Annotated in this window: 18 protein-coding genes; 10 read left to right on the top strand and 8 right to left on the bottom strand. The window is 68.4% G+C overall.

The window, feature by feature from the left end; genetic code table 11:
- The first annotated feature begins 12 nt into the window (after nt 1–12).
- Genes truB through ABIB15_RS12995 form a run of 4 tightly spaced genes read left to right on the top strand, consistent with a single transcriptional unit; the run spans nt 13 to nt 2,797 of the window.
- Nucleotides 13–984, top strand: coding sequence for a tRNA pseudouridine(55) synthase TruB (gene truB, locus ABIB15_RS13010; protein WP_354479364.1), 972 nt, complete (start codon nt 13–15; stop codon nt 982–984).
- Nucleotides 981–1,349 carry a hypothetical protein gene (locus ABIB15_RS13005; RefSeq protein ID WP_354479361.1) on the top strand — a complete coding sequence of 123 codons (369 nt, stop codon included), beginning with the start codon at nt 981–983 and terminating at the stop codon, nt 1,347–1,349. Before truB ends, ABIB15_RS13005 begins: the two co-directional genes overlap by 4 nt.
- Nucleotides 1,350–1,402: 53 nt before the next feature.
- Entirely contained in the window at nt 1,403–1,846 is a 444-nt protein-coding gene (locus tag ABIB15_RS13000; RefSeq protein ID WP_354479358.1) for a hypothetical protein, read from the top strand.
- A gap of 3 nt (nt 1,847–1,849) precedes the next feature.
- Nucleotides 1,850–2,797, top strand: a complete 948-nt coding sequence (locus ABIB15_RS12995; protein ID WP_354479355.1) for a bifunctional riboflavin kinase/FAD synthetase — start codon at nt 1,850–1,852, stop codon at nt 2,795–2,797.
- A 101-nt stretch (nt 2,798–2,898) separates the two neighbouring features.
- Here ABIB15_RS12995 and ABIB15_RS12990 read toward each other — a convergent pair whose 3' ends face one another.
- The 7 genes from ABIB15_RS12990 to ABIB15_RS12960 all read right to left on the bottom strand — a co-directional run bounded on the left by ABIB15_RS12990 (nt 2,899) and on the right by ABIB15_RS12960 (nt 11,569).
- Complete coding sequence (locus ABIB15_RS12990) at nt 2,899–3,393, bottom strand: globin (RefSeq protein WP_502908974.1); 495 nt, start codon at nt 3,391–3,393, stop codon at nt 2,899–2,901.
- Complete coding sequence (locus ABIB15_RS12985; protein ID WP_354479352.1) at nt 3,390–4,403, bottom strand: mechanosensitive ion channel family protein; 1,014 nt, start codon at nt 4,401–4,403, stop codon at nt 3,390–3,392. The genes ABIB15_RS12990 and ABIB15_RS12985 overlap by 4 nt, the downstream gene beginning before the upstream one ends.
- Nucleotides 4,404–4,463: 60 nt before the next feature.
- Nucleotides 4,464–5,321, bottom strand: a complete 858-nt coding sequence (locus ABIB15_RS12980; protein ID WP_354479349.1) for an ABC-2 transporter permease family protein — start codon at nt 5,319–5,321, stop codon at nt 4,464–4,466.
- The gene (locus tag ABIB15_RS12975) at nt 5,318–6,277 is read right to left on the bottom strand and encodes an ABC transporter ATP-binding protein (protein ID WP_354479346.1); all 960 of its coding nucleotides are present in this window, start codon (nt 6,275–6,277) and stop codon (nt 5,318–5,320) included. The genes ABIB15_RS12980 and ABIB15_RS12975 overlap by 4 nt, the downstream gene beginning before the upstream one ends.
- A gap of 55 nt (nt 6,278–6,332) precedes the next feature.
- On the bottom strand, nt 6,333–8,879 hold the full coding sequence (gene pepN / locus ABIB15_RS12970; RefSeq protein WP_354479343.1) for an aminopeptidase N: 2,547 nt from the start codon (nt 8,877–8,879) through the stop codon (nt 6,333–6,335).
- A gap of 69 nt (nt 8,880–8,948) precedes the next feature.
- Nucleotides 8,949–9,626 (bottom strand): hypothetical protein, encoded by a 678-nt coding sequence (locus tag ABIB15_RS12965; protein WP_354479340.1) that lies wholly within the window; start codon nt 9,624–9,626, stop codon nt 8,949–8,951.
- An 80-nt stretch (nt 9,627–9,706) separates the two neighbouring features.
- Nucleotides 9,707–11,569: an alpha-amylase family glycosyl hydrolase gene (locus tag ABIB15_RS12960; protein WP_354479464.1), complete on the bottom strand. Its 1,863-nt coding sequence runs from the start codon at nt 11,567–11,569 to the stop codon at nt 9,707–9,709.
- A 113-nt stretch (nt 11,570–11,682) separates the two neighbouring features.
- On the opposite strand from ABIB15_RS12960, the gene ABIB15_RS12955 reads away from it, so the two are divergent.
- The 6 genes from ABIB15_RS12955 to ABIB15_RS12930 are packed head-to-tail and all read left to right on the top strand — an operon-like array spanning nt 11,683 to nt 16,393.
- The gene (locus tag ABIB15_RS12955) at nt 11,683–12,315 is read left to right on the top strand and encodes a mycothiol-dependent nitroreductase Rv2466c family protein (protein WP_354479338.1); all 633 of its coding nucleotides are present in this window, start codon (nt 11,683–11,685) and stop codon (nt 12,313–12,315) included.
- The gene (locus tag ABIB15_RS12950) at nt 12,315–12,644 is read left to right on the top strand and encodes a cupin domain-containing protein (protein ID WP_354479335.1); all 330 of its coding nucleotides are present in this window, start codon (nt 12,315–12,317) and stop codon (nt 12,642–12,644) included. Before ABIB15_RS12955 ends, ABIB15_RS12950 begins: the two co-directional genes overlap by 1 nt.
- 20 nt (nt 12,645–12,664) lie before the next feature.
- Nucleotides 12,665–13,183: a ribose-5-phosphate isomerase gene (locus ABIB15_RS12945; RefSeq protein ID WP_354479332.1), complete on the top strand. Its 519-nt coding sequence runs from the start codon at nt 12,665–12,667 to the stop codon at nt 13,181–13,183.
- A gap of 4 nt (nt 13,184–13,187) precedes the next feature.
- Nucleotides 13,188–14,249 (top strand): Fpg/Nei family DNA glycosylase, encoded by a 1,062-nt coding sequence (locus ABIB15_RS12940; RefSeq protein ID WP_354479329.1) that lies wholly within the window; start codon nt 13,188–13,190, stop codon nt 14,247–14,249.
- 60 nt (nt 14,250–14,309) lie between these two features.
- The gene (locus ABIB15_RS12935; RefSeq protein ID WP_354479326.1) at nt 14,310–14,924 is read left to right on the top strand and encodes an FMN-binding negative transcriptional regulator; all 615 of its coding nucleotides are present in this window, start codon (nt 14,310–14,312) and stop codon (nt 14,922–14,924) included.
- A complete protein-coding gene (locus ABIB15_RS12930) occupies nt 14,921–16,393 on the top strand; it encodes an amidohydrolase (protein ID WP_354479323.1) in 1,473 nt (490 codons plus the stop codon). The genes ABIB15_RS12935 and ABIB15_RS12930 overlap by 4 nt, the downstream gene beginning before the upstream one ends.
- 506 nt (nt 16,394–16,899) lie before the next feature.
- On the opposite strand, the gene ABIB15_RS12925 is transcribed toward ABIB15_RS12930, so the two are convergent.
- Complete coding sequence (locus ABIB15_RS12925) at nt 16,900–18,732, bottom strand: HNH endonuclease signature motif containing protein (protein ID WP_354479320.1); 1,833 nt, start codon at nt 18,730–18,732, stop codon at nt 16,900–16,902.
- Nucleotides 18,733–19,049: the final 317 nt, after the last annotated feature.

Below are 19,049 nucleotides of genomic sequence, written 5' to 3'. Positions count from 1 at the left end.
CCGGGCCGGCTCGTGAGCGGCACCAGCGGCATCCTGCTCGTCGACAAGACCGCGGGAATCACGAGCCACGACGCGGTCTCCCGAACGCGCAAACGCGCGGGCACGAAGAAGGTCGGCCACGCCGGCACCCTCGACCCGATGGCGACGGGCCTGCTCGTGCTCGGCATCAATAGTTCGACCCGGCTGCTCACCTACGTGGTCGGGCTCGACAAGGAGTACCTCGCCACCATCCGCCTCGGCGCGTCGACGGTGACCGACGACCGCGAGGGCGACCGGCTCGACCAGGCCAGCACCGAGGACATCGACGCGGTCACCCCGGAGGCGGTCGTCGCCGAGATCGCGAAGCTCACGGGCGCCATCGAGCAGGTGCCGAGCACGGTGAGTGCCATCAAGGTTGACGGCAAGCGCGCCTATGCGCTCGTGCGGGCGGGTGAGACCGTCGAGCTGCGCTCGCGCGCCGTGACGGTGTCGGCCTTCGAGCTGCTCGGCACGCGACGCGTGGCTGGCGGGGCCGCGCCGGGTACGGACACGACTGACTCGACCTCGACCTCGACCGCCGACACCGCCGACACCACCTACCTCGACCTCGATGTGCGGGTCGAGTGCTCCTCCGGCACCTACATCCGCGCGCTCGCCCGCGACCTTGGCGCTGCGCTGGGCGTCGGCGGTCACCTCACCGCGCTGCGCCGCACCCGGATCGGCCCCTTCCGGGTCGAGGATGCCGCGGACCTCGCGACGATGGTCGTCGCCGACCACCTGCTCTCACCCGCGGATGCCGCGGCGGCGCTGTTTCCCACGATCGCGCTCGACGCGCAGCAGGCCATCGACCTCACCCACGGCAAGCGCATCCGCTTCGCCGACACGGCGGATGCCGCGCCCGTGGCGGCACTCGCCCCCGGCGGGCGCCTCGTGGGTCTGCTTACGATCGACTCGGGCGTGGGCAGGCCGCTCGTGAACTTCCCGACCGACGAGGTGACAGCATGATCGAGTGGTTCACCTGGCTGCAGGTCGGGATCGCCGTCGGCGCCGGCTTGCTGTGCCTGGGCCTGGGGCTCGCCGGTCGCACCCCAGCCGACCTCACCCTGGGCGCGACGCTCCTCGTGGAGCTGATGCTGCTCGCCCAGCTCGTCGTCTCGCTCACCGCGCCGCTCGTGGGCAATGTGCCGACCGGCAGCCTGCTCGAGTTCTACCTGTACCTCGTGTCGGCGATCATCCTGCCCCCGCTCGCGGGGCTGTGGGCCCTCGTCGAGCGGAACCGGTGGAGCACCGTCGTGCTCGGGGTCACCTGCCTGTCGATCGCGGTGATGCTGTACCGCATGAATGAGATCTGGTTCGTGCAGCTGGCCTGACGCCCACCGCGCCCGGAGGACGGACCCTGCCGTTTGGCCTAATCTTGATGATGATGGTTCAGACAGGTCCTCCTCGCACGCCCGGCATCGGCCGGGTCCTCGTTGTCGTATACGCGATCCTCGCCCTCGCCGCGACAGGCCGCTCTGTTTTCCAGATTCTGACGAAGTTCGACACCGCACCGATCGCCTATGTGCTCTCTGCCGTCGCGGCGGTCGTCTACGTGGTCGCGACGATCGCCCTTGTCGCGCGCGGCCCCCGCTGGTACGCGATCGCGTGGGCCACGATCGGGTTCGAACTGCTCGGCGTGCTCGTCGTCGGAACCCTCAGCGTGGTCGACCCGGTGCTGTTCCCCGCCGACACGGTGTGGTCGTACTTCGGCCGCGGCTACATCTTCATCCCGCTCGTCCTCCCCGTGCTCGGTCTCGTCTGGCTGAATCAGCGGCGCCCGTCGAAACAGCGACAGATCGAGGAGGGCGTCGCGGGCCCGCGACGTTAGACCATGCGATTCTTCGACTCACTCGACTCCATTCCGGCCGGCTTCGGGCCCACCGCGGTGACCTTCGGCAAGTTCGACGGCATGCATGTCGGGCACCGGCACGTGCTTGACGCGCTCCTCTCGGTCGCTCACGAGCGCGGGCTGGAGGCGGCGGCGATCACCTTCGACCGCAATCCGCTCAGCCTCCTCGCCCCCGAGCGCTGCCCCGACGCGATCGCGAGCAATGACCAGAAGCGCGAGCTGTTCGAGCGCACCGGGCTCCGCACCCTGGTGCAGCTGCCCTTCACCCCGGCGCTCAGCTCGATGACCGGGGAGGAGTTCGTGCGCCGGGTGCTCGTCGTCGCCCTCGACGCGCGGGTCGTGCTCGTCGGGCCCGGCACCCGCTTCGGCGCGGGAGGCAAGGGAGACTTCGCGCTGCTCACCCGCCTCGGCGCCGAGCTCGGCTTCGACGTGCGGCAGCTCGAGCCGCGTCTCGACCACGGCGACGGCCGCGTCTCGTCCACTCGCATCCGGGAGCTGCTCGCCGACGGCGACGTCGCGGAAGCCGGCCGCCTGCTCGGGCGGCCCCCCTCGGTGCGCTCCATGGTCGTGCACGGCCAGCGGCGAGGACGCGCGCTCGGCTACCCGACGGCGAACCTGTCACCTCAGCTCGAGGGGTTCATCCCCGCAGACGGCGTCTACGCCGGACGCCTCACCGTCGACGGCGTGACGATGCCGGCCGCGATCTCGATCGGCAACAACCCGACGTTCGAGGGTGTGCCGGAGCGCCAGGTCGAGGCGCACGTGCTCGACGAAGACCTTGACCTCTACGACAGAATCGTCGACGTCGAATTCGTCGACCGTATCCGCGGAATGGCCAAGTTCGACTCGCTCGACAAGCTCATCGCCCAGATGGGTCAGGACACCCTCGACGTGCGCGGAGTGCTCGCCCGGGCGACCGTGGTCGGCTAGCCGCACCCGCACCCGCACCCGCAGTTCACTCGCGAGCTGCCCACAAACGCTGTGTCGTGGCCAGCTGAGGCCGCATTTTGGGGCGAGTCAGGGTGGCGCGCCTACTCGTCGAACGTGTTCACCATCGCGTGGGCGGCCCGCTCGAGGTAGTCCCACAGCATCGCGTCGTCGAGCGGCGCAAGCTCGAGGCTGTCGACGGCGACACGCATGTGGGCGAGCCACCGGTCGCGCGCCTCTGGATTGACCCTGAACGGCTGGTGCCGCATGCGCAGGCGCGGGTGGCCGCGCTGCTCGCTGTAGGTCCCCGGACCGCCCCAGTACTGCTCGAGGAATCCCGTGAGGCGTTGGATGGCCCCCTCGAGGTCGGATGCCGGGTACATCGGCCAGAGCTTCGGGTCCTCGCGCACGCCGGCGTAGAAGGCGCGCACGAGCTTCTCGAAGGTCGCGCGCCCGCCGACGTGGGTGTAGAAGCTCTCACCGACCGCGGCGCCGTGCTCGGCTCCCCGCAGCGTCACGGGGAGGGCGCCCACCAGAGAGGTCGCGGCACCCTCCGAGGCGGAATCGCCTGGGGGTGCGGCGGGGGTGATGTCGATCACGTGGCGCTCCGATCCTTGGGTACGGTCGTGACCGGGGCGGTGCCGCGGGCGACCGCATCGCCGACCGGCTGCGAGGTCTCCCGCTGGCCGTCGAACACGACGCGGTTGAGCGCGGGAAGGTTCACTCCCGTGTCGTCGAGGGCCTTCTTCAGCCGGAAGCGCAGCTCCCGCGCGACATCCCACTGGTCGGCCGTGCGCGTCTTCATCACGAGCCGGATCACGAGCGCCTCGGCCGAGATCGACTCGAGGCCCCAGATCTCGGGCTTCTCGATGATCTTGCGGCGCCACTGCGGGCTGTTGGCCATCTCGTGGGCTGTAGCGAGCAGGGTGGCCTGCACCGCCTCGACATCCGAGTGGTATGGGGCGGGCAGGTCGATGATGACCCGGGCCCAGCCCTGCGACTTGTTGCCGACGCGAAGGATCTCGCCATTGCGCACGAACCAGAGCGTGCCATCGATGTCGCGCACCTGGGTGACCCGGATGCCGACGTTCTCGACGACTCCGGTGGCCTCGCCGAGGTCGACGACGTCGCCGACACCCAGCTGGTCTTCGGCGACCATGAACAGGCCGTTGAGTACGTCCTTGACGATGTTCTGCGCGCCGAAGCCGAGGCCCGCGCCGAGGGCGGCCGTGATGAGCGCAAAGGAACCGATGATGTTGGTGTTGATCGCGGTCACGATGAGCAGCAGCGCCACGATCACGATGACGACGCTGACGACGTTGTTGAGAACGGAGCCGAGGGTTCTGGTGCGCTGCACGACTCGCACGGCGGCGAGCGGAGACGCGATGATCGACTGGGTGTCATCGACGTTCTGCCTCTTCTTCACACCGGAGACGACTCGGTTCACGACCCGGCGGATAACAAAGTGCAGAACTATCCGGAGGACGATCGCTCCGGCGATGATTCCGAGAATTTGGAAGAGCCAGTTGAATTCGAGCGCGAACTCACTCAACGAGGCGCGAACGGCATCCCAGTCGAACGGGGTCTGGTCAGGAGCTGGAGCAGTCATATCAGATCAGTGTATTCGCGCGCCCTCCGCCGAAGCCGAGGGCGCGCGACCACAGCGGGGCTAGGCGTCGCGGCGCTTCATCAGCACGGCGGCGAGCAGCAACAGCGCGGCGTCCCAGGCCAGCAGCACGAGGAGTCCCTGCCACGGCGCGAGGACGTCGGTCGCGGCGGCCTCTCCCGCGGTGTAGACGAACATCCTGCCGCCGGCCACGTCGGGCAGGAAGCGGGCGGCGCTCTGGATCCACTCCGCCTGGGTGATCGCGGAGAGGATCAGTGCCACCGTCGGGAGCACGAGGATGACACCGAGGGCGGAGGCGATGGCGCCGGCGCTGTGGCGCACGATGGCGCCGAGCGCCAGCGCGAACACGCCGATCAACGCGAGGTATCCCGCGCCGCCGACGAGAGCGATCAGGTAGGCCGGCTCGGCGAAGTCGGGCGTGACCCCGATGCCCGGCAGCATCGGTGCGGTGACCAGCGCCGTGCCGAGAATCGTGACGAGTCCGACCGCGAAGGTCGTCACGCCGAACACGACGACCTTGCCGAACAGGGCGGGCAGGCGCCTGGGCACCGCGGCGAAGGTGGAGCGGATCATCCCGGTGCCGTATTCGCCCGTGATGACGAGGGCGCCGAGGACGACGCTGGCCAAGGCGGTGAATCCCAGCGCGAGGGTGGCCACCTGCACCGCGGTGGACTGCTGCACGGCATCCGGGACCTCGCCCGTGGTCGACGAGGGGAAGGTCAGCGCGACGAGCACGCCGAACCCGATGCCCCCAACGACGATCAGGGCGTAGCACCAGATGGTGGAGCGCAGGCTGACCAGCTTGATCCACTCGGACCTCAGGATGCCGCCGAAGCTGAGCCTGGGGAGCCGGTCGACGCCCTCTGCCGAGAGTGGCTGTGGTGCGGTGGTCGTGCTCATCGGAACGCTCCTTCGGATGCGGGCGCGGTTCCGCCGGCGTGATACTCGACCTCGTTCTGGGTGAGGGACATGTAGGCCTCCTCGAGCGATCCCGCCACCGGGGTGAGCTCGTGCAGCGCGATGCCGGCGGACGCGGCGAGTTCGCCGATCCGGGCCGCGTTGAGACCGCTCACCTGGAACACGTCGGGCTCGGTCGTGCTCGAGTCGGCGAGCACCTGGACTTCGGTCCCGAGCGCGGTCTCGGCGAGCAGTTCGCCGAGACGTGCGGCGTGCGGGGTGCGCACCCGCACGAGGGTCCCGCCGGAGAGGGCGACGATGTCGGCGACCGGGGCATCGGCGATGACGCGGCCGCGGCCGAGCACGATGATGTGGTCGGCGGTCAGGGCCATCTCGCTCATCAGGTGCGACGAGAGGAAGATCGTGCGGCCTTCGCTTGCGAGTTGCCGCGCGAGGCTGCGCACCCACATCACACCCTCGGGGTCGAGCCCGTTCACGGGTTCGTCGAGCACGAGGGTTGCAGGGTCGCCGAGCAGCGCGGCGGCGATGCCGAGGCGCTGGCCCATGCCGAGCGAGAAGCCGCCGACGCGCTTGCGCGCCACAGAGTCGAGCCCGGTCAGCCCGATCACCTCGTCGACCCGCCGGCGACCGATTCCGTGGGTCGCGCCGACAGCGAGCAGGTGGTTCACGGCACTGCGCCCGGTGTGGATCGCCTTCGCGTCGAGCAGCACCCCGACCTCGCGGAGCGGTGCGCGGTGAGCGGCATAGGGCTTGCCGTTCACCGTGACCGACCCGGAGGACGGCCTGTCCAGGCCCACGATGAGTCGCATCGTGGTCGACTTCCCCGCGCCGTTCGGCCCGAGGAAACCGGTCACCATGCCGGGACGCACCGTGAAATTGACGGAGTCCACCGCCCTCTTGCCTCCGTAGTGCTTGCTGAGCTCGCGTGCTTCGATCATAAAATTATCCTCATGTAAAGAATCTAGGGGACAGCGCGGGAGCCGCGAATCAGCCCTACTCGGCGTCCTTCGCCTGCACCATGAGGGCGCGTTCGACACCCGCAAGATTCTCGATCACGAGGCGACGAAGCGCGGGCGTGTCGGGATTCGAGGTGAGCCAGCTCGTCGTTGCGTCGCGCAGAGCAGCATCGGCAAGGCCAGCGGGGTACAGACCGACGATGAGGTTCTCCGCGATCGAGTGCGAGCGCGACTCCCAGATGCCGCGGATGCTGTCGAAGTAGCGCTCGACGATCGGCTGGAGCGACGACGGGTCATTCGTGTGTTGGAAACCAACCGTGGTCTGGCGCACGATCGCGTTCGGCAGCTCGTCGCTGTCGACGAGGGAGGAGAACGCCGCGAGCTTGCCCTCGGCGGTCGGAATCGCGGCGGTCACGCGGGCAGCCGCCTGCTGCCCATTGGCGGTGTTGTCCTTCGCCAGCGCGTGGCCGATCTCCTCGTGGCCGGCCGCGCCGTTGAGCACGAGCCCTTCGAGCAGCTCCCAGCCCAGGTCGGTGTCGACCTCGAGCCCGACGAGCGGCGCGGTGCCGTCGAGGAGGCCGCGCAGGGCCGCGACATGCTCCGCCGTATTGGCGAGGTTCGCGAAGAACTTCACGAACTGGAACTGCGAGTCGGATCCAGCATCCGCGGTCCTGGCCAGCGTGAGCAGCTCGTCGGCGACGCTCGTGAGCGCCTCGTTCCTCGTTGCGGGGTCGATGTAGACCCGCACCACGGTGAGGAGCTGGGTGAGCGTCGTGCGGAGGGTGGTCGACTCCGACTCGGTTGCGATGTTGCCGAGAACGAGGCGCACGTAGTCGCTGGCCGTGGTCTCGCCGTCACGGGTCGAGTCCCAGACTGAGCCCCAGACGATTGCCCGTGCAAGCGGGTTCTCGATCGCGGACAGGTGGTCGATCGCGGTCGCGAGCGACCTCTCGTCGAGGCGCACCTTGGCGTAGGCGAGATCATCGTCGTTGACGAGAACGAGCCCCGGGCGTTCGCGGCCGACGAAGCCGGACACCTCGGTGCGTTCGCCGTCGACGTCGATCTCGAGCCGGTCGACGCGAACGAGCTTGCCACCGGCGAGGTCATAGAAGCCGATGGCGAGGCGGTGCGGGCGGATCGTCGGGTAGTCCGGCGCCGCGGTCTGGACGATGACGAACGAGGTGATCTTGCCCGCGGCATCCGTCTCGATCTCGGGCCGCAGCGTGTTGACGCCCGCCGTCTCGAGCCACAGCTTCGACCACTCGGTCAGCTCGCGGCCACTGGTCGCCTCAAGCTCGGTGAACAGGTCGCCGAGTTCGGTGTTGCCGTAGGCGTGCTTCTTGAAGTACGCCGCCACCCCGGCGTAGAAGGCGTCGATGCCGACCCAGGCGACGAGCTGCTTGAGAACGGAGCCGCCCTTCGCGTAGGTGATGCCGTCGAAGTTGACCTGCACGTCTTCGAGATCGTTGATCGTCGCAAACACCGGATGCGTGGAGGGCAGCTGGTCCTGCTTGTACGCCCAGCTTTTCTCCATCGCCTGGAAGGTGGTCCAGGCCTCAGTCCACTCGGTCGCCTCGGCGGTGGCGATCGTGGAGGCCCACTCGGCGAAGGACTCGTTGAGCCACAGGTCGTTCCACCACTTCATGGTGACGAGGTCGCCGAACCACATGTGGGCGAGCTCGTGCAGGATCGTGACGACACGGCGCTCGCGCACCGCGTCGGTCACCTTGCCGCGGAACACGTAGGTCTCGGTGAAGGTCACCGCGCCAGCGTTCTCCATGGCGCCGGCGTTGAACTCCGGCACGAACAGCTGGTCGTACTTCTCGAACGGGTACGCGTAGTCGAACTTGTCCTCGAAGTAGGCGAAGCCCTCCCGGGTCTTGGCGAAGATGTAGTCGGCGTCCAGGTACTGGCTGAGCGACTTGCGGGCGAAGATGCCGAGCGGGATCACCCGGCCGTCGCTCGAGGTGAGGGTCGAACGGGTTTCCTGGTACGGGCCGGCGACGATGGCGGTGACGTAACTGGAGAGCACCGGGGTGGGGGCGAACCGCCATGTCGCACTCGTCGTGCCCTCAACGGGCTCGGGCTCAGGGGTGGGTGAGTTGCTGACCACGGCCCACACGGCCGGAGCGGTGATCGTGAAGGTGAAGGTCGCCTTGAGGTCGGGCTGCTCGAACACGGCGAAGACGCGGCGGGAGTCGGGCACCTCGAACTGCGAGTAGAGATACACCTCGTCGTCGACGGGGTCGACGAAGCGGTGCAGTCCCTCGCCGGTGTTGGTGAACTCGGCGTCAGCGACGACGGTGAGCACGTTGAGGTCGGCGAGGTCGTGCAGCTGGATGCGCACGCCGTCGTTCACCACGGCCGGGTCCAGCTCGCGCCCGTTGAGGTGAACCGAATGCACCGTGCGGGTGAGGTGGTCGATGAAGGTCGACGCACCGGCGCTCGCGGAGAAACGCACCACGGTGGTGCTGCGGAAGGTCTCGCTGTCGGTGGTGAGGTCGAGCGTGACGTCGTAGTTCTCGACCGACACCGTGGCCTTCCGCTCTTGCGCTTCGACCCTGGTGAGGTTTTCTCCTGGCACAACTGCTCCTTCGTGACGGCGGGTCGGCTCGTGACCGACGAACCCACCCTATCCGTCACTCGAACGAGGTCAGGCCGGGGTGAGCGACACCCTGTTCTGCCGTGACCGTTCCGGCGTGCGCAGCAACCGGTCGCAATCGTCGATCGCCGTCTGCAGCAGCTTGCGCAGCCGCGTGTCCGGGTCGTCGATGCACGCCTCACCGATTCCCGCGACCGCAACGTTGACGATGGCGTCGTACATCGGGGCGAAAGTCTTCGGCTGGCGCGTCATCAGCGACGCGAGTTGCTGGGTCGCCCACAGTTCGGCGAGAGGCGCCTGGTTGAGCGCGGCACGGACGATCAGGTTCACATCGGCTGCCCCGTCCGGGTCGACCTCGGCGAGCCTCGCCTCACAGCGGATGAGCCCGACGGCGAGGGCACGCTGCCGCGCTTCGCTCGCCACGGGAAGAGCCGCGGATGCTGCGCGCACGGCGACTACGAGTTCGACTCGCTCGTCATCGCCGACAAGCCCGATGACCGAGGGGATCATCTCGCCGAGGCGCGAGCGGCTCGCATCGGTCGTCCAGTCGTTCACCAGCCGGGCGAGAGAAGCGAGTGCGGGATGAGTGCACGCGGGGTGATCGCTCCACCGCTCGCCCGCCAAAAACGATGCGAACTCCATGAAGCATGCTCCGCGCTTGGGGCTGCGGTGCTTGCCGCGTGACAGCACGGGCATCACGTCGGGGGAGAGAGAACTGATCGCTGCCATGAGACACCTCCAGAGAAACCGGAATCCATCGGGGTTAAAGTCTCCTACTCGGTGCCGGACAAGGCCAGTCCCTTGCGCCGCTAATTCGCTGGGTCTACCTCCGCAGTTCTCAGCCATGCGAATTCGTGTGGACGCAGTCGCAGACCGCCGGCGAGAGAGACGTCCTCGCCGCGGGTGAGCTCGTGCGCGCTCGGCACGAAACCCGACAGCGTCGCGGCCGAGACGAGTTCGTCAGTGTCGGCGAAGTTCGCCAGGACGACCACCGTCGTGCCGTCGCCCGGCCGCTGGTAGCCCAGAACGTGCGGGTTGTTCGTTTCGAAGCCGATCAGGTGACCGCCTGCGAGCTCGGGCGTCTCGCGACGCACGTCGATGAGACGGCGCAGGCCCGCGTAGATCATGCCGGAATCGGTTCGCGGATCATCGCGCTCGACGTAACGGTCGACGGGGTACGGCGGGCGGTTCACCCAGCGGCTGTCGGCGGCATGGTCGGGGTCGTCGGTGTAGCTGTAGTCGTTCAGCTGGCCGACCTCATCGCCCAGATAGATGAGGGGGATCCCGCCGGTGCTCAGCACGACGGAGTGGGCGAGGTGGATGCGGCTGATCGCGCCGGCCGCGTGCTGCTCGAGCCCGACGAGTGACGCCGTGGTGCCGGAGATGCGGCAGTCGCCCGTGCGCGGGTTGTCCTGGAATGGCACCCCGCGGGCGAAGCTGCCCTCGAACCGGTTCACGTAGAAGGCATTGAGGAAGCGCCGGTGCTCCGTGCCGTTGATGCCGAGCTCCGCGGCATCCTCATCGGAGAACGTCCAGCCGATGTCGTCGTGGCTGCGCACGTAGTTGATCCATGCGGTGCCGGCCGGCAGGTTGTGCCGTCGGTCGAGCGCCTGGGAGAGCAGCCCAACACTGCGCGTCGCGAGCGACTCCCAGATCAGCGCCATCTGCAACGGGTTGTACGAGAGTTGGCACTCGGCCGGATCGATGTACTGCACCACCTCGTCGGGGTGCACGATCGCCTCGGACTTGAACAGCAGCGACGGAGCCGCGATGCGGCAGACGGCGTTGAAGGCCTTGATGAGGGTGTGCGCCTGGGGGAGCGACTCGCACACCGTGCCGAGCTGCTTCCAAATGAAGGCGACGGCGTCCATGCGCAGAATGTCGATTCCGACGTTGGCGAGGAACAGCATCTCTCCGGCCATCGCGCGGAACACCGCGGGGTTGGAGTAGTTCAGATCCCACTGAAAGGAGTGGAATGTCGCCCATACCCAGCGCCCGTCCTCGAGCTGCACGAACGAGCCGGGGTGGTCGTCGGGGAAGATTTCCCGCACCGTCTGCTCGTACGCGTCGGGCATCTTCCGGTCCGGGAACATCCAGTAGTAGTCCGCGAAGCCGTCGTCGCCCGCGATGGCGCGTCTGGCCCACTCGTGCTCGTTCGAGGTGTGGTTGAAGATGAAGTCGACGACGAGCGAGATCCCCGCGGCCCGGAGGTCGGCCGCGAGCGCGCGGAGCTGGTCCATGTCGCCGAGTGCCGGAGTGACATCCCGGTAGCTGGAGACCGCGTAGCCGCCGTCGGAATTGCGCTCGGGAGCGAGGAACAGCGGCATGAGGTGCAAGTAGGTCAGGCCGAGTTCTTGGAAGTACGGGATCTTCGCGCGCACCCCGTCGAGGTCGCCCGCGTACCGGTCGACGTAGCAGACGCCGCCGAGCATGTCGCCGGACTGGAACCAGTCGGGGTTCGCCTCCCGGCGCGCGTCGTGCTCCTTGAGCTCCGGCGCCCGGTCCTGCCAGGAATCGGCCATCTGCTGCACGAGGAGGTCGAGTTGCTCGTCGCAGTCGTCGCGCTCGCCGTAGATCTCGGTGAACAGGTCGCGCAGTGCGGGGTAGACCTCCGCGAATCGTGCGGTGAGTTCGTCGAGGTCGGAGGCTGTGCCCGACCAGAGTTCCGACACGTTCTCCCAGAGAAGGGATGCGTGAGCGCGGTTGTCGTCATTGGTGGGCGGCACGGTACAAGTCTAGAACCGCGCTCAGCAATCAGGCGGCACGACGCGGATAGGATCGCGCAGTGACTTCTGTGCCTGCTGCCGCTCCCGACACCGTTTCCGTCGAATTCTGGTTCGACCCCTCCTGCCCGTGGGCGTGGATGACCTCACGCTGGGTGGACGAGGTGGCCAAGCACCGCGACATCGCCGTCACCTGGAACATCATGAGCCTGGCGGTGCTCAACGAGGACAACGACGACCTCGACGAGTCCCACCGCGCCTTCCTCCCGAGGGCACTCAAGTACACGAGGCTCGTCGCGGCGGCGAAGGGGATCCACGGCCAGGAGGCCGTGAAGGCGCTCTACGACGCGCTGGGCACCCGCATCCACCTGCAGGGCGACGCGGATCCGGATTCGGTGATCCCGGGAGCCCTCGAGGCGGCCGGCCTTCCCGCCGAACTCGCCCGCTTCGCCGACACCGACGAGCACGACGTGCAGATGCGCGCGTCGCACTTCGAGGGCATCGGCAGGGTGGGGCAGGATGTCGGCACCCCCGTGATCGCCGTGAACGGTGTCGCGTTCTTCGGACCCGTTATGTCGCCGGCCCCCAAGGGTGAGCAGGCACTCGTGCTCTGGGACGGCGTCGTCGCCGCGGCCTCCTACGACGGCTTCTTCGAGCTGAAGCGCTCCCGCACCCGGGTCCCCGAATTCGACTGATGATGGATCACGCCGAGGCGCTTGCCGTCGAGCTGTCCCACGAGCCGGTCCCCCCGGAGCAGGTGGTCTCCGGCCAGCCGACCACCGGCTCGGTCGTGCTCGGCAGCTTCGCCGGGCGGGAATACGGGGTATGGGAGATGTCGCCGGGTGCGATGTCGGATGTCGAGGTGGATGAGCTATTCGTCGTCGTCGCCGGCGCCGGGCGGGTCGAGTTCGCGGACGGCTCGGCAGCCGTTGAGCTCGCGCCGGGGTCGGTCGGCCGCTTCGATGCCGGCAAGCGAACCGTGTGGACGGTCTCGGAGACGCTGAGGAAGATCTACCTCGCCTGACTGCTCCTAGACTTTGGGTCATGCGAATCCATATCGCCACCGACCATGCCGGGCTCGATTTCAGTCGTGACCTCCAGGCGCACCTCCGCGGTGCCGGGCACGAGGTGATCAACCACGGTCCGGAGAGCTACGACCCGCTCGACGACTATCCGAGCTTCTGCATCAATGCCGCGCTCGCCGTCGTCGCGGAGCAGTCGGCCGGGATACCGGCCCTCGGTGTCGTTTTCGGTGGATCGGGCAATGGCGAGCAGATCGCGGCGAACAAGGTCACCGGCGCCCGCGCCGCACTCGTCTGGAGCGACGCGACCGCGCGGCTCGCACGCGAGCACAACGACGCGAACGTGATCTCGATCGGTGCCCGCCAGCACACCGTGGACGAGGCGAAGGCGTTCATCGACGCGTTCATCGGACAGCCCTACACGAACGAGGAGCGCCACGCGCGCCGGATCGCGCAGCTCGCCGAGTATGAGCGCACCGGGCTCATCGCGGGGCACCGAATCGATTCGCCCGCCGCGACGCTCGAGTCCGGAACCGTCTAGCCAGATGCCCGAAGGCCATTCCGTCCACCGCATCGCCCGGCAATTCCGGCTCCACTTCGTGGGCAATCGGGTATCGGCGTCGTCGCCGCAGGGCAGGTTCGCTGCGGGTGCGGCGGAGATCGACGGGCACGTGATGACGGATGCCCGGGCGGTCGGCAAGCAGATGTTCCTCGAGTTCGACCACGGGCGGTGGCTGCGGGTGCACCTCGGCATGTACGGCGCCTGGGACTTCGCGGGTGACATCACCGCCGACGCGACAGTGCTCGCGGCGAACGGGCGCATGGGCCAGACGAACCAGAAGGGCACGCCGGAGCAGGGTGGTGCAGGGGAGCGCAGCGGTGCAGCCGAGCGCAGCGGCGCAGGGGAGCACAGCGGTGCAGCCGAGCGCAGCGGCCCGGTCGACGCCGCGGGGGAGGACTCGCTCCACAGCATCGGCGCACCCCGTGTCGCCCGCCTGCGCATGGCGGAGCAGGAGAAGCTCGGGGCCACAGCCGACACCTTTCCGCCTGGGCCTGTCGGGGCCGTGCGGGTGCGGCTGCTCACTCACGACACTGTCGCGGACCTGCGCGGTCCGACCGCGTGCGAGGTCCTGAGCCCGGAAGAGGTCCAGGCCGTCATCGCCCGGCTCGGCCCCGATCCGCTCGTTGATCCTGGCAAGCGCAGCGAGGACCGCTTCGTCGCGGTCGTCCGCAAGAAGCCGACGCCGATCGGGCTCCTGCTGATGGACCAGTCCGTCGTGAGCGGGATCGGCAACGTGTACCGCGCGGAGCTGCTGTTCCGGGCCCGCCTGAACCCCCATACGCCTGGCCGAGACGTGCCTGAAGAGACGGTGCGGGCGCTGTGGCGGGATTGGTCGAAGCTGTTGAAGCTCGGGGTTCAGCATGGGCAGATGATGACCATGGACGGGCTCGGCGCAAAGCAGAAGGCGGCGGCACTCGCTCACCGTGACGACCGGCACTGGGTCTACCACCGCGCGGGCCTCCCGTGCCGGGTGTGCGGAACCCCCGTCGCCGTCGAGATGGCCGCGGGGCGCAAGCTCTACTGGTGCCCAAACGATCAGACCTGACCGGGCGGCACTGCGAGCGCGCCTGTCGCGAGTGACGTCTCGGTGAGAGAGGATTATCTGATGCGCCACACTCCCCACTACGTTCTCGATGATCCTGACGAGGTCCGCCGACTCATCCGTGAGAACCCATGGGCCACGATCGTTTCCAACACCAGCACGGGCCTCGTCGCATCGCACTACCCGGTGATCCTTGAAGAGCACACCGACCAGATCAGAATCGTGAGCCATGTCGGCCGCCCTGACGAGCAACTGCACGAGCTCGGTTCGCACGAGGTGCTCGTGATCATCCAGGGGCCGCACGGATACATTTCGCCGAGCTGGTATGCATCCGATGACTTTGTGCCGACCTGGAACCACGTGACCGCGCACCTCTATGGCACCCCCGAGATCCTCAGCGATGAGGAGAATTTTCGCGTGCTCGGCGAGCTTGTCGACCACTTCGAGGCGCCGCTGGCCGAGCCGATGAGCCTCGACATCGACGAGGGTCAGGCGCGCCGCATCGCCCGCGGCACGGTCGGCGTTCGGCTCGTCGTCACGAGGTTCGACGCCCGACTCAAGCTAAGCCAGAACAAGCCCGGTGAGGTCGTCGCCCGTATCGTCGAGCAACTCGAGCACGGCGACCAGTACGCCCAGCCGGCCCTCGCCCGCGAGATGCGATTCGTGCACGGCGCATGAGCCTGCTGCTGAAGGGCGCCCGCATCGTCGGCGGGACTGGCCAGGTTCACGCGGGCAGCGCGCCCGTCGACGTCCTGCTCAAGCACGGCGTGATAACCGCCATCGGAACGGGATTGACGGGTACCGCAACGATCGACCTCGACGGCCGCTTCGTCATGCCGGGTCTCTGGGACGGGCATGTTCACCTCACCCAGACCGCCCTGACGCGTCGACGTGTCGACCTCACCGGGGCAAGCTCGGCCACCGACGCGGCGGCGATGATGGCCGCAGCCGAGCGGCCGGCGGAAGGGCTGCCGCTCATCGGCTTCGGCTTCCGCGACGGCATGTGGGCGACGCCACCGGCCAAGCACGACCTCGACGCCGTCGTCGGCGACATTCCGGTGGTCATCCTGAGCGGCGACCTGCACTGCACCTGGCTCAACAGTGCCGCGCTCGCGGCGTTCGGCATGGCGGGGCATCCGACCGGCATTCTTCGCGAGGACGACGCGTTCAAGGTCACCACCGAGGCGCAGACGGTTCCTGCAGACGTGCTTGACGAGTGGGTGGCGGCGACCGCGACAGACGTCGCGCGGCGCGGTGTCGTCGGTGTCGTCGATCTCGAGATGGCCGACACGGTGCAGGACTGGACGAGACGATTCGCCGCGGGATTCCGGGGCCTGCGAATCGCGACGGGCGTCTACACCCCGTGGCTCGACTCGGCCATCGAGGCCGGACTGCGCACGGGGCAGGTGATCGAGGGCACGGACGGTCTGCTGAGCGTTGGCCCGTTCAAGATCATCACCGACGGGTCGCTCAACACCCGAACCGCGTTCTGCGGCGAGCCCTACGAGGGGCTCGTGGGGTCGGATGCGAGCGGGCAGCTCAATCTGCCCACCGCCGAACTCGTTGCGCTGATGCGCAAGGCATCGCGCGCGGGGTTCACCCCGGCGGTTCACGCGATCGGGGACGAGGCGAACCGGCTCGCACTCGACTCGTTCGCGGCGGCGGGCTGCCGCGGACGCATCGAGCATGCCCAACTGGTCCGCGAGGTCGACTATGCGCGCTTCGCGGAGCTCGGTGTCGCCGCGAGCGTGCAGCCGGAGCACGCCATGGACGACCGCGACATCGCCGACCGGTACTGGTCGGGACGCACCGATCGCGCCTTTGCCCTGCGCAGCCTGCTGGATGCCGGTGCGGAACTGATCCTCGGCTCCGACGCTCCGGTCGCGCCGCTCGACCCCTGGGTGACGATCGCGGCGGCCGTGGGTCGAACGAGGGACGGCCGGGAGCCGTGGCATCCGGAGCAACGAATCACGATCGCGCAGGCCATCGCGGCGTCGACCAACGGGGTGCAGACCGTAACGCGCGGCAACGTGGCCGATCTCGCGATCCTCGACATCGACCCACTCGCTGCTACTCCGGACCAGCTGCGGGCGATGCCGGTGGCCGCGACGTTGCTCGCGGGGTACTTCACGCACAACGAACTCTGACCGAGAAGGTATGCGGGGCCCCGCTGACAGTGCGCCGGCAGCGGGTAGCAGGCAGCAGGTAGCAGCCTCCAGCCTCCAGCCTCCAGCCTCCAGCCTCCAGCCTCCAGCCTCCAGCCTCCAGCCTCCAGTCTCCAGTCTCCAGTCTCCAAGTCCTGCCCCCGGACTACGAGGTTCCGGCGGTATCCCCGCCTTCGCCGGCGAGCGGTCGGGTGCCCGGGAACCGAGAGAGCGGCGGGTTAGCGGAGTGCCACCCGGGCAGGGGTCGGATCCCATGCGGGGCTCGCGTGGCACTCACGGCATGCCGCACGGGGACCGTATTCGGAGGCTTGAGTGCCGAGGCTCATCGGCGCACATGCGGGAGCAACGCGATGCGTGGCTGAAGAGCCACCATGGCTGCAGAGCTGAGGGCGGCCTCCGCTGCGGGTCTGAGGGCCGCGGTGACCGCGAGCCGGAGAGCGGCCTCGTCGCCCGCCTACACGGAGTGCCTGCGCTGCTCGTGTTCCCAATCATTTGGCACTCCCTTTGGTGATCGCGGCGATGGTGGGTGTTCTGCTGGGGAGCAGGATGAGGGTTTGGGTGGGGTCGATGTTTTTTGGTGGTTGGAGCCAGTAGCTGTTGTTGATGTTGATGATTTCCCAGTGGTTGTCGTGGAGGAGGAGGTGGTGTCTTCGGCAGAGGAGGATGCCGTTGTCGATATCGGTGGGTCCGTTGTCTCGTTCCCAGTGTCGGACGTGGTGTGCTTCGCACCAGGAGGGTGGTCTGTCGCAGGAGGGGAACATGCAGCCTCCGTCGCGCAGGGCGAGGGCGATGCGTTGTCGGGCGGTGAAGTGGCGCTGGGTGTGGCCGACGTTGAGGCATTGGCCGTCGTCGTCGAACAGGACGGGGATGTGTCCGGTGTCGCAGAGGTTGCGCCCGATGGTCTCGATCGAGACCGGGTCGAGGGTGCCCTCGATCCACCCCTGATCGGCACTGATCCCGGGAAGCAGCGGCAGCAGCGGTTGCAAGGGCAGCACAGGTGGCAGGAGTGGCGGGGTCAGGAGCGGGAGTGTGTGGTGGCCGAGGTCTCCGAGCGGAACGGCGACAGGGTTGGCGTTGGAGGTGGCGGTGGAGGTGGCATCGCCGGGCGTGCTCGGGGTGGTAGTGAAGGTGGCGACTCCGGTGCCGGGGCCGCCTGCAGTGCCGGGTCTGGCGCCTGTCGGCGAGGTGCTCGTGTGGAGGTCTTTCTTGGTGATGATGACGCGGACGGCGGGGCGGCGGGAGCCGAACATGGTGCCGGGGTCGGCGTCGGTGGCGAGGCGGATCATGCCGATCAGGGCGTCGGCGAGGATCTGCTCGTCCGTGCGGGGGTCCTCGACCAGTTTCTGGGCTTTGGCTTGTTCTTCCTCGTCGACGAAGCGGGGACCGCCACGCCTGGGGGACAGGATCGTGGAGAACGCGGCATCGAGCAGGGCACCGTCCTCGGGGTGCAGGCGCCAGATGCCGTGGTGCATGCCGTCGGCGGTGCGCCATTTGCGCACCGCACGCAGGTCGTACTGTTCCTTCTCCCGCCGGCGGATCCCGTCGGTGTCGAGCTCGTCCCGCAGCCTACGGGCCAGACGCTGCACTTCGTCCGCACCCAGGACGCGGCCGGCGCCGGCGGTGCCGGGGTTCACGGCGGTGATGAGGTGTTCCGCGGCGGCGGTGAGCTGCTCGACGGTGACCGCGTCATCGATCCCGCCCAACCCGCGGCGGATCGCCTCGGCGCCGTCGACGGAGAGGACACCGGCGGCGACCGCGCGGGCGATCGGCGCCTGCCACACCGGCATCCCCGGAGGCAGACGCCCGGGGTTGCCGGGGTTGCCCGGCGTGCCCGGCGTGCCCGGCGTGCCCGGGTCGGCCGCGGCAGGGTCGTGGCCAGCGGGGTCGGAGCCGTGACCGGCAGGCGCGCCGGGATCGATTCCGGCGGGACCGGTCCCGTCCCAGTCGGGGTTCGCCTCCGCGAACGCTGCAGTCTCCGCGAACGCTGCGGCGGCTTCGGTCTCGGCGAGCATCGTGCCGACCTGGACCAGTTTCGCGGCCTCGGCCCGGGTGCTGCCGGAGATCGACTGGATCAACGCCTCCGCACTGACGAACCCGGCACTGATCGCCATCCCCGCATGGCCCAGGGCCCGGTCGGAGTGCTTCGCGATCGCCGCCGCGATCCACGCCGCATAGGTATCCGCCGCCCGGCGCAACGAGGTGACCGAGCGTTGCGCGGCGAACAGCGACACGTTGTCCAGCGCGGTGAACTCCCCCGCGGACGCCCCGAGCGCGGCGACCGTGTCGGCGGTCTCGCGGAGCGTGTTCGGGAGCTGTTCCATGCCACAATTCTCCCACTTCGAACAAACTTTCGAAAGAGGAAACGCCTGATGGGGATAAGTATTTGTCCACAGGGGGCGGTGAGGAGAGGTGCCTGTGGAGGAGAAGAACAGCAGGAGACGAAGAGCGGGGGAGAAGAGCCGGTGGAGGTGAAACGGCGAGAAGAGCTGGTGGAGGTGAAACGCGGAGTAGGACCGGACGGCGCCGAGCTCGCGGGGCGAAGGGCCGATGCGCCCGAGAAGGAGAAGGCCCCGAAGCGGGGAAACACTGAAGCGGAGGCGGGGGGGGCGGGGGGGGGCGGCGGGGGGCGGGGGGGGGC

Origin of the sequence: Marisediminicola sp. UYEF4 (genome assembly GCF_040546025.1) — a bacterium.
GTDB lineage: Bacteria > Actinomycetota > Actinomycetes > Actinomycetales > Microbacteriaceae > Marisediminicola.
The sequence above is the reverse complement of the archived record's forward strand: the minus strand, read 5'-3'. Positions and strand labels throughout refer to the sequence as shown.

Bases quoted from the DNA above. Each gene is read 5' to 3' on its own strand.
- ABIB15_RS13005 (WP_354479361.1), top strand. From the start codon at position 981: ATGATCGAGTGGTTCACCTGGCTGCAGGTCGGGATCGCCGTCGGCGCC.
- ABIB15_RS13000 (WP_354479358.1), top strand. From the start codon at position 1,403: ATGGTTCAGACAGGTCCTCCTCGCACGCCCGGCATCGGCCGGGTCCTC.
- ABIB15_RS12995 (WP_354479355.1), top strand. From the start codon at position 1,850: ATGCGATTCTTCGACTCACTCGACTCCATTCCGGCCGGCTTCGGGCCC.
- ABIB15_RS12985 (WP_354479352.1), bottom strand. From the start codon at position 4,403: ATGACTGCTCCAGCTCCTGACCAGACCCCGTTCGACTGGGATGCCGTT.
- ABIB15_RS12980 (WP_354479349.1), bottom strand. From the start codon at position 5,321: ATGAGCACGACCACCGCACCACAGCCACTCTCGGCAGAGGGCGTCGAC.
- ABIB15_RS12975 (WP_354479346.1), bottom strand. From the start codon at position 6,277: ATGATCGAAGCACGCGAGCTCAGCAAGCACTACGGAGGCAAGAGGGCG.
- ABIB15_RS12965 (WP_354479340.1), bottom strand. From the start codon at position 9,626: ATGGCAGCGATCAGTTCTCTCTCCCCCGACGTGATGCCCGTGCTGTCA.
- ABIB15_RS12950 (WP_354479335.1), top strand. From the start codon at position 12,315: ATGATGGATCACGCCGAGGCGCTTGCCGTCGAGCTGTCCCACGAGCCG.
- ABIB15_RS12945 (WP_354479332.1), top strand. From the start codon at position 12,665: ATGCGAATCCATATCGCCACCGACCATGCCGGGCTCGATTTCAGTCGT.
- ABIB15_RS12940 (WP_354479329.1), top strand. From the start codon at position 13,188: ATGCCCGAAGGCCATTCCGTCCACCGCATCGCCCGGCAATTCCGGCTC.
- ABIB15_RS12935 (WP_354479326.1), top strand. From the start codon at position 14,310: ATGCGCCACACTCCCCACTACGTTCTCGATGATCCTGACGAGGTCCGC.
- ABIB15_RS12930 (WP_354479323.1), top strand. From the start codon at position 14,921: ATGAGCCTGCTGCTGAAGGGCGCCCGCATCGTCGGCGGGACTGGCCAG.
- ABIB15_RS12925 (WP_354479320.1), bottom strand. From the start codon at position 18,732: ATGGAACAGCTCCCGAACACGCTCCGCGAGACCGCCGACACGGTCGCC.